Consider the following 15,983-nt stretch of genomic DNA (forward strand, 5'->3'; position numbering starts at 1 on the left):
GGGCTGCTATTGCTGCCAGCCGTATTCTCGAAGCTGGCTTCTCAGGCTAAATGTGGTCCGGTGGGAGACATGTCAGTGAAGCGTCAGCCGCGTAAGATCGAGGACATCTACCCGCTGTCTCCCCTCCAGGAAGGCCTGCTCTTCCACCATGTCCTCGAAGAGGCGGACGCGGAGGGGCCGGACGGCACGGACGTCTACGTGGCACAGGTGGCGACGGATTTCGAGGGCCCGCTCGACGGCGACGCACTCCGCGCCGCCGGAGAATCCCTCCTCACCCGCTATCCGAACCTGCGCGTCGCGTTCCGCCAGCGCAAGTCGGGGGAGTGGGCCCAGCTCGTCCTGCGCGACGTCACGCTCCCCTGGCGGACCGTCGACCTCCGCTCGGTCCCGGACGCGGAACGCGAGCCGCACGCCGAACGCGAGGCCGCCGAGGACCGCGACCGGCGATTCGACCTGGGGCAGGCTCCCCTGGTCCGCTTCACCCTCATCCGCCTGGGCGACGAGCGCTACCGCTTCATCCTCACCAACCACCACATCCTGCTCGACGGCTGGTCCATGCAGGTCCTGATGAAGGACCTGTTCGCCCTCTATCTCGCGAAGGGCGACGCCACGGGCCTCCCGCCGGTGCGTCCGTACCGCGCGTTCCTCACCTGGCTGTCGGAGGCCGACACCGCCGGCGCGCGCGCCGCGTGGGCCGATGCGCTGGCCGGCCTCGAAGAGCCCACCCTGGTCGCCGCTCTTCCTCCCGGCCGGCCGCCCGTGGTCCCCGAGCGTGTCCTGTTCGGGCTCGACGAGCGGGAGAGCGAGGAACTGACCGCGTTCGCCCGCGAGTACGGCCTGACGCCCAGCACCATCGTGCAGGGCGCCTGGTCGCTGCTGCTCTCCGCCATGACAGGCCTTGACGATGTCGTGTTCGGCATCACCGTCTCCGGCCGGCCGCCGGAGCTCGACGGGGTCGAGGAGATGGTCGGCCTCTTCATCAACACCCTGCCCCTGCGGGTACGGCTGCGCCCGCAGGAGCCCTTCGCCGCGCTGCTCACCCGCATCCAGGACGAGCAGGCACGCCTCCTCGCCCACCAGCACCTGGGGCTCGCGGAGATCCAGCAGCTCACCGACGTCGGTGAACTCTTCGACACCTCCGTGGTGTTCGAGAACTATCCGCTGGACGCCGACGACCTGAACCAGTCGTCCGGCGCCCTGAAGATCCTGCGCTCCGTCGGCTATGACGCCACGCACTACCCCCTCGGTCTCGTGGCCATGCCGGACCGCACGCTGCGCTTCCAGCTCGACTACCGCCCCGACGTATTCGAGCACGCCCAGGCCGAGGAGCTGGCCGAGCGGCTGCTGCGGACGCTGCGACTGCTGATCACCGCCCCGCGGACGCCGGTCGGCCGGATCGACACCCTCGACGAGGGGCAGCGACGGCGCATGCTCGTCGACTGGAACCTCACGGACCGGGCGGTGCCGGGTGAGATCCTCCCCCGGCTCTTCGAGGCACAGGTGGCGCGCACCCCGGACGAGACGGCGGTGGTCTTCCGGGGCACCGCCGTCACCTACCGGGAACTCGACGACCGCGTGAACCGGCTGGCCCAGCTGCTCGTCCACCACGGAGTCGGCCCTGAGGACGTCGTGGCCGTGGTCCTGCCGCGCTCCGTGGAGTCCGTCGTCGCGCTCCTGGCCGCCATGAAGGCCGGTGCGGTCTATCTGCCGGTCGACCCCGAGTACCCCGAAGAGCGCACCTCGTTCATGCTCACCGACTCGGCCCCGGCCCTCGTGGTGACCGCCGGTGCCGCCTCCGGGCGCGCCGACGTCCTGGACGGCACGGGTGTCCCCGTGCTGCGCCTCGACGACCCGCAGCTCGTGGCCGACCTCGACGCGCTGCCCTCCACCGCCCCGGCGGGCGAGCGCGCGACCCCGGACAACGGCGCGTACATCCTCTACACCTCCGGGTCGACGGGCCGGCCGAAGGCCGCCCTGATCCACCATTCCAGCCTGACCAATCTGCTCCACCACCACCAGGCCGAGGTCCTGGCCCCCGTCGTGGAATCCGTCGGAGGCCGGCGGCTGCGCATGGCGCACACCGCGTCGTTCTCCTTCGACGCCTCCTGGGGCCTGTTCCTGTGGATGGCGGCCCACGGGCACGAGCTGCACCTGGTCGACGACGAGACCCGGCACGACCCCGAGGCCTTCGCCCGCCAGGTCGACGCCGAGCGCATCGACGTCGTCGACATGACACCCTCCGAGTGCCAGCACCTCATAGCGGCGGGACTCCTGGCACCCGAGCGGCACCGCCCCGCCCTCGTGGTGCTCGGAGGCGAGGCCATCGGCGAGGCCCTGCGCCGGGACCTGGCAGCCGTCGACGGCCTGTCCGGCTTCAACTTCTACGGTCCGACCGAGTGCACGGCCGACAGCGTCACCGGCCCCGTACGCGACGGCAGCCCCGCGGAACTGGGCACTCCTGTCTCCAACGCGCAGGTGTACGTGCTGGACGGTGCGCTGCGGCCCGCGCCCGTCGGCATCCCGGGAGAGCTCTATGTGGCGGGCGCCGGCCTGGCGCGCGGCTACCTGAAGCGGCCGCAGGTCACCTCCGAGCGCTTCGTTGCCAACCCCTTCGGCCCGGCGGGCTCCCGCATGTACCGCACCGGGGACGTGGTGCGGTGGACGGCCGACGGCGTCCTGGAGTTCATCGGCCGCGCCGACCACCAGGTCAAACTGCGCGGCTTCCGCATCGAGATCGGCGAGATCGAATCGGTCCTCGGCGCGCACGACTCCGTCGGCCAGTGCGCGGTCATCGTGCGCGAGGACCAGCCCGGCGACAAACGCCTCGTCGCCTACGTCACGTCGGCGAACGGCACCACGGCCGACCCGGCGGAACTCCGCCGTCACCTGGCCGAGCGCCTCCCCAACCACATGGTTCCGGCGGCCGTCGCCGTGCTGGAGACCCTGCCCCTGACCCCCACCGGCAAGCTGGATCGCCGGTCGTTGCCCGCTCCTGATTACGGTGTGGGCGCGGAGGTGTCGCGTCGGGCGCGTAGTCCGCAGGAGGAGATCCTGTGCGGGCTGTTCGCGGATGTCCTGGGTCTGGAGCGGGTCGGCGTCGATGACAGCTTCTTCGAGTTGGGTGGGCACTCGCTGCTGGCTACGCGTCTGGTTTCCCGTATTCGTTCGGGGCTGGGTGTTGAGCTGTCGGTTCGTCGTCTTTTCGAGTCGCCTACGGTTGCTGGTATCGCGGCGGGGCTGGCCGGGGCTTCGGTGGCGCGTGCTGGTCTGGTGGCTGGGGTGCGTCCCGGGCGGGTGCCGTTGTCGTTCGCGCAGCGGCGGTTGTGGTTCCTGCAGCAGTACGAGCCCGGTAACTCGCTCTACAACATTCCGGTCGCGCTGCGTCTGAACGGGGCTTTGGACCGGGTGGCGTTGGAGGCGGCGCTGGGTGATGTGGTGGACCGGCACGAGTCCTTGCGCACGGTTGTGGCGGAGGATGACGAGGGCGCTCACCAAGTGGTTCTCGACGGCGACGGGGCCCGTCCCCGTCTGGTTGTGGCCGCTACCTATGAGAGTGCGCTGGAAGGTGATCTGGCCCGGGCCGTGGCCCATGGTTTCGACCTCGCCGCCGAGACTCCTTTGCGTACGACGTTGTTCGAGCTGGCACCTGATGAGCACGTGCTGCTTGTCGTTGTGCATCACATCGCGGCCGATGGGTGGTCGCTGGCTCCGCTGGCCCGGGATCTGACGGAGGCGTACACGGCTCGTTGCGAGGGTGCGCCGCCTGTATGGGAGCCGTTGGCGGTGCAGTATGCCGACTACACGCTGTGGCAGCGTGAGGTGCTGGGTTCGGAGGACGACCCGGAGAGTGCCATCGCACGTCAGTTGGCGTACTGGCGTGACGCGTTGGCCGACCTGCCTGCCGAACTGGACCTGCCGACCGATCGCCCCCGCCCGGCCACGCCGTCCTACCGTGGCGGCACCATCACCTTTGACATTCCTCAGGAGCTGCACGCGGGTGTCGCCCGGGTGGCTCGTGAGCATCAGGCGAGTACCTTCATGGTGCTTCAGGCGGCGCTGGCTGTGCTTCTCAGCCGGCTCGGTGCGGGTACCGACATTCCCATCGGGACGCCGATTGCGGGCCGTACGGATGACGCTGTCGAGGACCTTGTCGGGTTCTTCGTCAACACGCTGGTGCTGCGCAGTGATCTCTCCGGTGATCCTTCGTTCGGCGAGCTCCTGGGTCGGGTCCGTCACAGTGACCTGGCCGCTTACAGCAATCAGGACGTGCCTTTCGAGCGGCTCGTGGAGATCCTCAATCCCCAGCGCTCCACCGCTCGGCACCCCCTCTTCCAGACCATGCTCACCCTGCACAACCTGGGCCTTCAGGGAGCCGCGAAGTCGCTCACCACGTGGCCCGGCATCGAGGCCGCCGACCAGCCCATCGGCTCGGACGTCGCCAGGTTCGACCTCTCCTTCAACCTGGGAGAACGGCACAGCGACGACGGCAGCACTGCCGGTATGCATGCGGTGCTTGAGTTCAGTGCGGATTTGTTTGATGAGGGGTCCGCGGAGTTGTTGTGTGCGCGGTTCGTGCGAGTGCTGGAGGCGGTGACCGCGGATCCGGGGACCCGGGTCGGGCAGGTGCCCCTGCTCGACACGGAGGAGCGGCAGCGGGTACTGACCGAGTGGAACGACACCGCCCGGGATCTGGGCGGCAGTGATGTGGTCGGGCTGTTCGAGGCCCGGGCAGCCGAGACTCCGGACGCCGTCGCAATAGCCTTCGCCGACACCGGCCTCACCTACGCCCAGCTGGCCGGGCGCGTCGACCGTCTGGCGGGTGCGCTGCTGGAGCGGGGTGCGGGGCCGGAGCGGTTCGTGGCGGTGGCCCTGCCCCGCTCAGCCGACCTGGTCGTGGCGCTGCTGGCCGTCCTGAAGACCGGCAGTGCCTACCTGCCCATCGACCTGGACTATCCGGCGGACCGTATCCAGCACATGCTCGACGCGACCCGTCCCGTCCTGACGATCGACCCGGAGCTCCTGGCGGAACTCCACACCCACCAGCCCGCTTCTCACGCCATTTCGCCCCAGCCGGTGCGTGGTGACAGTGCCGCCTACGTCCTGTTCACGTCCGGCTCCACAGGACGGCCCAAGGGCGTGGTCATCTCCCGGGCCGCCCTGACCAATCTCCTCACCGACATGCACACCCGCATCCCCCTCACCCCCGAGGACCGGCTGCTGGCGGTGACCACGATCGGGTTCGACATCGCAGGGCTGGAGCTGTTCGCCCCTCTGACCTGCGGGGCCACCCTTCACCTCGCCTCATCCGACCTGACGCACGATCCTGCCCGCCTGCACGCCACGATCACTGAGCACGCCATCACTGTCGTTCAGGCGACTCCCAGTCTCTGGCGCACTCTCATCAGTGACGCGGTCGGTGGGGGGAGTCTGCGGGGTGTCCGTGTCCTGATCGGTGGCGAGGCTCTCCCCGCCGACCTGGCCACCCAGCTGACGTCCGCGACGGGCCGGCCCCTGCTCAATGTCTACGGGCCGACCGAGACGACGATCTGGTCGACCACCGCCACCATCACCCCCCACACCCCCGTCACCATCGGGCAGCCCCTGAGCAATACCCAGACCTACGTCCTGGACTCCCGCCTCCAGCCCGTCCCGCCCGGCACGACGGGTGAGCTCTACATCGCCGGGGCGGGGCTGGCCCGGGGCTACCTCGACCGGCCCGACCTCACCGCCGAACGCTTCACCGCCAACCCCCACGGCCCCGCCGGGTCCCGCCTCTACCGCACCGGCGACCTCGCCCGCTGGACCCACGACGGCCACCTCCACTACCAAGGCCGCGCTGACCACCAGATCAAACTCCGCGGCTTCCGCATCGAACTCGGCGAAATCGAAACCGTCCTGGCCACCCACCACTCCGTCAGCCAGTGCGCCGTCATCGTCCGAGAAGACCAACCCGGCGACAGGCGCCTGGTCGCCTACACCACCGGCGACACCCCCGACCCCGCCACCCTGCGCACCCACCTCGCCCACACCCTCCCCGACTACATGCTCCCCAGCACCTACGTCTCCCTCGACGCCCTCCCCCTCACCCCCAACGGCAAACTCGACCGCAACGCACTCCCCACCCCCGATTACGGTGTGGGCGCGGAGGTGTCGCGCCGGGCGCGTACTCCGCAGGAGGAGATCCTGTGCGGGCTGTTCGCCGACGTCCTCGGTCTGGAGCGGGTCGGCGTCGATGACAGCTTCTTCGAACTGGGCGGGCACTCCCTGCTGGCCACCCGCCTCGTCTCCCGCATCCGTACCGCGCTGGGCGCGGAACTCTCCATACGCCGCCTCTTCGAAGCCCCCACCGTCGCCGGCATCGCAGCCGAAGTGGCACGGGGCACGGGCACGGCTCGTACCGGGGTGGTGGCCGGGGTGCGCCCCGAACGGGTGCCGTTGTCGTTCGCGCAGCGGGGCCAGTGGTTCGTGCACCGGCTGGAGGGCCCCAACGCCACCTACAACATTCCCGTCGCTCTGCGCTTGAGCGGCGCTCTCGACCGGGAGGCGCTGGAGGCGGCGCTCGCGGACGTGGTCGGCCGGCACGAGTCGCTGCGCACGGTCATCGCCGAGGACGATGAGGGCGCGTACCAGGTCGTGCGACCCGTGGACACGGCGGTGCCGTTGGCGGTGGAGCAGGTCGCCGACGAGGAGCGGTTGGGTGAGGCGCTGGCCGTGGCCACGGCGCGCGCGTTCGACCTCGCGACGGAGATCCCGCTGCGGGCCACCCTGTTCCGGATCGGTCCGGACGAGCACGTCCTGCTGCTCCTGCTGCACCACATCGCGGCCGACGAGTGGTCGTTCGGACCGCTGGCCCGGGATCTGACGGAGGCGTACACGGCTCGTTGCGAGGGTGCGGCGCCGGACTGGGCGCCGCTGCCGGTGCAGTACGCCGACTACACCCTGTGGCAGCGCGAGGTGCTCGGCTCCGAGGACGACCCGGACAGCCGGCTGGCGGCCCAACTGAACTACTGGCGCGACGCGTTGACCGGCCTCCCCGTCGAGCTCGACCTTCCCACCGATCGCCCTCGCCCGGCCGCACCGTCCCACCGTGGTGGCACGATCACGTTCGACATTCCCCAGGAGCTGCACGCGGGCATCACCGACGTGGCCCGTGAGCACCAGGCCAGTACGTTCATGGTGCTCCAGGCCGCACTGTCCGTACTCCTCAACCGGCTCGGCGCGGGCACCGACATACCCATCGGAACGCCCATCGCAGGCCGCACGGACGACGCCGTCGAAGGCCTCATCGGCTACTTCCTCAACACCCTCGTCCTCCGCACCGACCTCTCCGGCGACCCCACCTTCAGCGAACTCCTCTCCCGCGTCCGCCACAGCGACCTGGCCGCCTACAGCAACCAGGACGTCCCCTTCGAGCGGCTCGTCGAAGTCCTCAACCCCCAGCGCTCCGCCGCCCGCCACCCCCTCTTCCAGGTGCGGCTCGTCGTGCAGAACGCGGACCCGCGCAGCTCGGCCGGCCTTGCTCTCGGACTGCCCGGGCTCTCGGCGTCCATGGTGCCGACCGGCGCCGAAGGGGCCAAGTTCGACCTGCTGTTCCGTCTCTACGAAAAGGAGGCGGGCCTGGGGGGCGTGCTCGAGTACAGCGCTGACCTGTACGACGCGTCCACCGCGCAGTCGCTGTGCGAGCGCTTCCTCCGGGTACTCGCCACGGTCGTGACCGAGCCGGAGCAGCGGGTCGGCCGTGTGGAGGTGCTGTCCGCCACGGAGCGCCACCGGATGCTCGACGAGTGGAACGACACCGCGCGTGACGTCGAGCCCGCGAGCGTGGTCACCCTCTTCCAGGCGCAGGCGGCCCGTACCCCGGACGCCCCGGCGCTCATCGTCGACGGCACCTCGCTCTCGTACGCCGAACTGGACCTGCGCAGTAACCGGTTGGCACGGCTCCTGATCGAGCGCGGTGCGGGGCCCGAGCGGTACGTGGCGGTGGCGCTGCCCCGGTCCGCCGAACTGATCGTGGGCCTGCTCGCGGTGCTGAAGTCCGGCAGTGCGTACCTCCCGCTGGACCTCGAGTACCCGTCCGAGCGGATCCAGTACATGCTCGCGGACACCGCGCCCGTCTGCGCCCTCACCAATGAGGAGTGGTCCGGGCTCGTGCAGGGCGTCGACACACTCCTGCTGGACGACGAGGTGGTCCGGGGCGAGCTGGCGAAGCTGTCCGGGCAGGCGCTCGCGGCCGCGGACACGTCCGGGACGACAGCCCTGCACCATCCCGCGTACGTGATCTACACGTCCGGATCGACGGGCCTGCCCAAGGGCGTGGTCGTCGAGCACCGCTCCGTGGGCGCCTACCTCCAGCGGGCACGCCACGTGTATCCGGACGCCGCCGGAGAGGCACTGCTGCACTCCCGGATCGCCTTCGACCTGACCGTCACCGCCCTGTACACGCCGCTGGTGTCCGGCGGCTGCGTACGGATCGCCGATCTCCAGGACGAGGTGCCCGCCGACGCCGGCAGGCCGACATTCATGAAGGCGACGCCGAGCCACTTGGCGCTCCTCGAAACACTTGGCGACGCCGCCTCGCCGTCGGGCACGCTCATCCTCGGCGGGGAGCAACTCCTCGGCGAGAAGCTCGCCGCGTGGCGCGACCGGCATCCCGACGCGGTGGTGATCAACGCGTACGGTCCGACCGAGGCCACGGTCAACTGCACGGACTTCCGGATCGAGCCGGGCGCCCCGACGCCCACGGGCCCCGTGCCCATCGGGCGCCCCTTCTGGAACACACAGGCCTACGTCCTGGACGCGGGGCTTCGGCCGACGGCCCCCGGGGTCGCCGGTGAGCTGTACATCGCCGGCACGGGGCTGGCCCGCGGCTACCTGAACCGCTCCGGCATGACAGCGGAACGTTTCGTGGCGAACCCCTTCGGTCCCGCAGGGTCGCGCATGTACCGCACGGGCGACCTGGCGCTGTGGACTGCCGACGGGCAACTGCGGTACGTGAGCCGGGCCGACCAGCAGGTGAAGCTGCGTGGCTTCCGGATCGAACCGGGCGAGATCGAGTCCACGCTCGTGGGTGTCGACGGCGTCCGGCAGGCTGCGGTCGTCGTCCACGAGGACGGTTCCGGGGACAAGAGCCTCGTCGCGTACGTGGTACCTGAGCAGGGTGGCGACACGGCGCCGTCACTGCTCCGCTCGTACGTCGAGCAGCGCCTGCCCGACTACATGGTGCCGTCGGCCTTCATGTCCCTGGACGCGCTGCCGCTGACGTCGAACGGGAAGCTGGACCGGGGGGCGCTGCCCGCCCCCGTCCACGAGGCGGACTCCGGCCGCGGGACCGAGTCGCTCGTGACGCGCGGCGCCCACAACCCGTGGGAGGACGCCCTGCGCGGGCTGTTCGCCGATGTCCTGGGTCTGGAGCGGGTCGGCGTCGACGACAGCTTCTTCGAGCTGGGCGGGCACTCGCTGCTCGCGATCCGCCTGCTGGCGCGGGCGCGTTCGGTCCTCGGTTCGGAACTGTCGGTGCGCGACATGTTCGACAACCCGACGGTGTCCGGTCTCGCGAAGCTGATGACCGTGGCGGGCCGCTCGGGTCACCGGCTGGTGGCCGGGGTGCGTCCGGAGCGGGTGCCGTTGTCGTTCGCGCAGCGGCGGTTGTGGTTCCTGCAGCAGTACGAGCCCGACAGTTCCCTGTACAACATTCCGGTCGCGCTGCGTCTGAACGGGGCTTTGGACCGGGAGGCGCTGGAGGCGGCGCTCGCGGACGTGGTCGGCCGGCACGAGTCGCTGCGGACCGTCTTCGCCGAGGACGATGGGGGCGCGTACCAGGTCGTGCGACCCGTTGACACGGCGGTGCCGTTGGCGGTGGAGCAGGTCGCCGACGAGGAGCGGTTGGGTGAGGCGCTGGCCGTGGCCACGGCGCGCGCGTTCGACCTCGCGACGGAGATCCCGCTGCGGGCCACCCTGTTCCGGATCGGTCCGGACGAGCACGTCCTGCTGCTCCTGCTGCACCACATCGCGGCCGACGGATGGTCGCTCGCACCCCTGGCCGGCGATCTGACGGCGGCGTACTCCGCGCGCGCGGTCGGTCAGGCCCCCGTCTGGGAGCCGTTGGCGGTGCAGTACGCCGACTACACGCTGTGGCAGCGTGAGGTGCTGGGTTCGGAGGACGACCCGGAGAGCGCCATCGCACGTCAGTTGGCGTACTGGCGTGAGGCGTTGGCTGATCTGCCTGCTGAACTGGACCTGCCGACGGATCGTCCTCGTCCGGCCATGGCGTCCTACCGTGGTGGCACGATCACGTTCGATATCCCTCAGGAGCTGCACGCGGGTGTCGCCCGGGTGGCTCGTGAGCATCAGGCGAGTACGTTCATGGTGCTCCAGGCGGCGCTGGCTGTGCTTCTCAGCCGGCTCGGTGCGGGTACCGACATTCCCATCGGTACGCCGATCGCGGGCCGTACGGATGATGCCGTCGAGGACCTTGTCGGGTTCTTCGTCAACACGCTGGTGCTGCGCAGTGATCTCTCCGGTGATCCTTCGTTCGGCGAGCTCCTGGGGCGGGTCCGCCACAGTGACCTGGCTGCTTACAGCAACCAGGACGTGCCTTTCGAGCGGCTCGTGGAGATCCTCAATCCCCAGCGCTCCACCGCCCGGCACCCCCTCTTCCAGACCATGCTCACCCTGCACAACGTCGACCCGACCGTGGACTCCGGCGTCGGCCGGCTCCCGGGTATCGACGTGAGCACCATGAACGCGGACAACGCTGTGGCGAAGTTCGATCTGCTGCTGGCCATCCGGGAGCTCGAAGCTTCCGGGGAGGCCGAAGCGGGTGGGATGCATGCGGTGCTCGAATTCAGTGCGGATTTGTTTGATGAGGGGTCCGCGGAGTTGTTGTGTGCGCGGTTCGTGCGGGTGCTGGAGGCGGTGACCGCGGATCCGGGGACCCGGGTCGGGCAGGTGCCCCTGCTCGGTGCGGAGGAGCGGCAGCGGGTGCTGACCGAGTGGAACGACACCGGCCGGGATCTGGGCGGCAGTGATGTGGTGGGGTTGTTCGAGGCCCGGGCGGCCGCGACTCCGGACGCCGTCGCAGTAGCCTTCGCCGACACCGGCCTCACCTACGCCCAGCTGGCCGGGCGTGTGGAGCGTCTGGCGGGTGCGCTGTTGGAGCGGGGTGCGGGGCCGGAGCGGTTCGTGGCAGTGGCCCTGCCCCGCTCGGCGGATCTGGTCGTGGCGCTGCTGGCCGTTCTGAAGACCGGCAGTGCCTATCTGCCCATCGATCTGGACTATCCGGCGGACCGTATCCAGCACATGCTCGATGCGACCCGTCCCGTCCTGACGATTGACCCGGACCTTCTGTCGGAACTCCACACCCACCAGCCCGCTTCTCACGCCGTTTCGCCCCAGCCGGTGCGTGGTGACAGTGCCGCTTACGTCCTGTTCACGTCCGGCTCCACGGGACGGCCCAAGGGTGTGGTGATCTCCCGGGCCGCCCTGACCAATCTCCTGACTGACATGCACACCCGCATCCCCCTCACCCGCGAGGACCGGCTGCTGGCGGTGACCACGATCGGGTTCGACATCGCGGGACTGGAGCTGTTCGCCCCTCTGACCTGCGGGGCCACCCTTCACCTGGCCTCATCCGACCTGACGCACGATCCTGCCCGCTTGCACGCCACGATCACTGAGCAGGCCATCACTGTCGTTCAGGCGACTCCCAGTCTCTGGCGCACCCTGGTCAGCGACGCGGTCGGTGCGGTCGGTGGGGGGAGTCTGCGGGGTGTCCGTGTCCTGATCGGTGGGGAGGCTCTCCCCGCCGACCTGGCCACCCAGCTCACGTCCGCGACGGGCCGGCCCCTGCTCAATGTCTACGGGCCGACCGAGACGACGATCTGGTCGACCACCGCCACCATCACCCCCCACACCCCCGTCACCATCGGGCAGCCCTTGAGCAACACCCAGACCTACGTCCTGGACTCCCGCCTCCAGCCGGTCCCGCCGGGGACCACGGGTGAGCTCTACATCGCCGGGGCGGGTCTGGCCCGGGGTTACCTCGACCGGCCCGACCTCACCGCCGAACGCTTCACCGCCAACCCCCACGGCCCCGCCGGGTCCCGCCTCTACCGCACCGGCGACCTCGCCCGCTGGACCCACGACGGCCACCTCCACTACCTCGGCCGTGCCGACCACCAGATCAAACTCCGCGGCTTCCGCATCGAGCCCAGCGAGATCGAATCGGCTCTCATCGCCTTCCCCGGTATCAACCAAGCCGCCGTCATCGTCCGCGAGGACCAGCCCGGCGACAGGCGCCTCGTCGCCTACACCACCGGCGACACCCCCGACATCAACGACCTGCGCCAACACCTCGCCAAAGCCCTGCCCACCTACATGATTCCGTCCGCGTTCACCCACCTCGATGCTCTGCCCCTCACCGCCAACGGCAAGCTGGATCGCCGGTCGTTGCCCGCTCCTGATTACGGTGTGGGCGCGGAGGTGTCGCGTCGGGCGCGTAGTCCGCAGGAGGAGATCCTGTGCGGGCTGTTCGCGGATGTCCTGGGTCTGGAGCGGGTCGGTGTCGATGACAGCTTCTTCGAGTTGGGTGGGCACTCGCTGCTGGCTACGCGTCTGGTTTCCCGTATTCGTTCGGGGCTGGGTGTTGAGCTGTCGGTTCGTCGTCTTTTCGAGTCGCCGACGGTTGCTGGTATCGCGGCGGGGCTGGCCGGTGCTTCGGTGGCGCGTGCTGGTCTGGTGGCCGGGGTGCGTCCCGGGCGGGTGCCGTTGTCGTTCGCGCAGCGGCGGTTGTGGTTCCTGCAGCAGTACGAGCCCGGTAACTCGCTCTACAACATTCCGGTCGCGCTGCGTCTGAACGGGGCTTTGGACCGGGTGGCGTTGGAGGCGGCGCTGGGTGATGTGGTGGACCGGCACGAGTCCTTGCGCACGGTTGTGGCGGAGGATGACGAGGGCGCTCACCAAGTGGTTCTCGACGGCGACGGGGCCCGTCCCCGTCTGGTTGTGGCCGCTACCTATGAGAGTGCGCTGGAAGGTGATCTGGCCCGGGCCGTGGCCCATGGTTTCGACCTCGCCGCCGAGACTCCTTTGCGTACGACGTTGTTCGAGCTGGCACCTGATGAGCACGTGCTGCTTGTCGTTGTGCATCACATCGCGGCCGATGGGTGGTCGCTGGCTCCGCTGGCCCGGGATCTGACGGAGGCGTACACGGCTCGTTGCGAGGGTGCGCCGCCTGTATGGGAGCCGTTGGCGGTGCAGTATGCCGACTACACGCTGTGGCAGCGTGAGGTGCTGGGTTCGGAGGACGACCCGGAGAGTGCCATCGCACGTCAGTTGGCGTACTGGCGTGACGCGTTGGCCGACCTGCCTGCCGAACTGGACCTGCCGACCGATCGCCCCCGCCCGGCCACGCCGTCCTACCGTGGCGGCACCATCACCTTTGACATTCCTCAGGAGCTGCACGCCGGCATCACTCACGTGGCCCGTGAGCACCAGGCGAGTACGTTCATGGTGCTCCAGGCCGCACTGTCCGTACTCCTCAGCCGGCTCGGTGCGGGCACCGACATCCCCATCGGGACGCCCATCGCAGGCCGGACGGACGATGCCGTCGAGGACCTTGTCGGGTTCTTCGTCAACACTCTGGTCCTCCGCAGCGACCTTGCCGGCGATCCCACCTTCAGCGAACTGCTCACTCGTGTCCGCCACAGTGACCTGGCCGGCTACAGCAACCAGGACGTTCCCTTCGAGCGGCTCGTCGAAGCTCTCAACCCCCAGCGCTCCAGCGCCCGCCACCCCCTCTTCCAGACCATGCTCAGCCCGAACGTGACCAGCGATTCGGCCGGCGGGGGCGCGGAGTTCGGCAACCTCAAGGCGGTCCACCAGCCGAGCAGCACGGGGGCCTCGCGGTTCGACCTCTCCCTTTCCTATGCGGAGTTGGGAAACAACGCCGGTATGCATGCGGTGCTTGAGTTCAGTGCGGATTTGTTTGATGAGGGGTCCGCGGAGTTGTTGTGTGCGCGGTTCGTGCGGGTGCTGGAGGCGGTGACCGCGGATCCGGGGACCCGGGTCGGGCAGGTGCCCCTGCTCGGTGCGGAGGAGCGGCAGCGGGTGCTGACCGAGTGGAACGACACCGGCCGGGATCTGGGCGGCAGTGATGTGGTGGGGCTGTTCGAGGCCCGGGCAGCCGAGACTCCGGACGCCGTCGCAATAGCCTTCGCCGACACCGGCCTCACCTACGCCCAGCTGGCCGGGCGCGTCGACCGTCTGGCGGGTGCGCTGCTGGAGCGGGGTGCGGGGCCGGAGCGGTTCGTGGCGGTGGCCCTGCCCCGCTCAGCCGACCTGGTCGTGGCGCTGCTGGCCGTCCTGAAGACCGGCAGTGCCTATCTGCCCATCGATCTGGACTATCCGGCGGACCGTATCCAGCACATGCTCGACGCGACCCGTCCCGTCCTGACGATCGACCCGGAGCTCCTGGCGGAACTTCACACCCACCAGCCCGCTTCTCACGCCGTTTCGCCCCAGCCGGTGCGTGGTGACAGTGCCGCCTATGTCCTGTTCACGTCCGGCTCCACGGGACGGCCCAAGGGTGTGGTCATCTCCCGGGCCGCCCTGACCAATCTCCTCACCGACATGCACACCCGCATCCCCCTCACCCCCGAGGACCGGCTGCTGGCGGTGACCACGATCGGGTTCGACATCGCAGGGCTGGAGCTGTTCGCCCCTCTGACCTGCGGGGCCACCCTCCACCTGGCCTCATCCGACCTGACGCACGACCCTGCCCGCCTGCACGCCACGATCACTGAGCAGGCCATCACTGTCGTTCAGGCGACTCCCAGTCTCTGGCGCACCCTGGTCAGCGACGCGGGCAGTGCGGTCGGTGGGGGGAGTCTGCGGGGTGTCCGTGTCCTGATCGGTGGCGAGGCTCTCCCCGCCGACCTGGCCACCCAGCTGACGTCCGCGACGGGCCGGCCCCTGCTCAACGTCTACGGGCCGACCGAGACGACGATCTGGTCGACCACCGCCACCATCACCCCCCACACCCCCGTCACCATCGGGCAGCCCCTGAGCAACACCCAGACCTACGTCCTGGACTCCCGCCTCCAGCCAGTCCCGCCCGGCACCACGGGCGAGCTCTACATCGCCGGGGCGGGTCTGGCCCGGGGCTACCTCGACCGGCCCGACCTCACCGCCGAACGCTTCACCGCCAACCCCCACGGCCCCGCCGGCTCCCGCCTCTACCGCACCGGCGACCTCGCCCGCTGGACCCACGACGGCCACCTCCACTACCAAGGCCGCGCCGACCACCAGATCAAACTCCGCGGCTTCCGCATCGAACTCGGCGAAATCGAAACCGTCCTGGCCACCCACCACTCCGTCACCCAGTGCGCCGTCATCGTCCGCGAAGACCAACCCGGCGACAAACGCCTCACGGCCTACATCGTGCCCGCCACGCCGGTCGACCCCGCCACCCTGCGCCAACACCTCGCCCACACCCTCCCCGACTACATGCTCCCCAGCACCTACGTCTCCCTCGACGCCCTCCCCCTCACCCCCAACGGCAAACTCGACCGCAACGCACTCCCCACCCCGCACTACACCGCCACACCCCAGGGACGCGCCCCCCGCACCCCACAAGAAGAAACCCTCTGCCGCCTCTTCGCCAACACCCTCGACCTCGACCACGTCACCATCGACGACGACTTCTTCACCCTCGGCGGCGACAGCATCCGCTCCCTCCAACTCATCACCCAAGCCCGCACCACCGGACTCACCCTCACCGTCCGCGACATCTTCGACCACAAAACCGTCGCCGCCCTCGCCCAACTCCACACCAACACAGCCACCGGCGAGACAAGTCAGGACGACAGGGCCGAACTGGCGGCGGAGGGGGCCCTGACGGGGCTGAGTCAGGACGAGATCGAGCGGCTACAGGCCGAGTGGGGTGCCTGAGGCCTGAACGCCTCGGCCGCGCCGCACCGTCCTTTCCC

The 15,983-nt window shown here is 69.7% G+C and carries 1 protein-coding gene; it reads left to right on the forward strand.

Features of this window, described 5'->3' with window-relative positions:
• Nucleotides 1-69: 69 nt before the first annotated feature.
• Complete coding sequence (locus tag OG446_RS21510) at nucleotides 70-15,945, forward strand: non-ribosomal peptide synthetase (RefSeq protein ID WP_328895581.1); 15,876 nt, start codon at nucleotides 70-72, stop codon at nucleotides 15,943-15,945.
• Nucleotides 15,946-15,983: the final 38 nt, after the last annotated feature.

Source organism: Streptomyces sp. NBC_00236, assembly GCF_036195045.1.
Lineage (GTDB): Bacteria > Actinomycetota > Actinomycetes > Streptomycetales > Streptomycetaceae > Streptomyces.

What these genes read in the sequence shown, in the direction of transcription:
- OG446_RS21510 (WP_328895581.1), top strand. Translation starts at nt 70, where the DNA reads ATGTCAGTGAAGCGTCAGCCGCGTAAGATCGAGGACATCTACCCGCTG.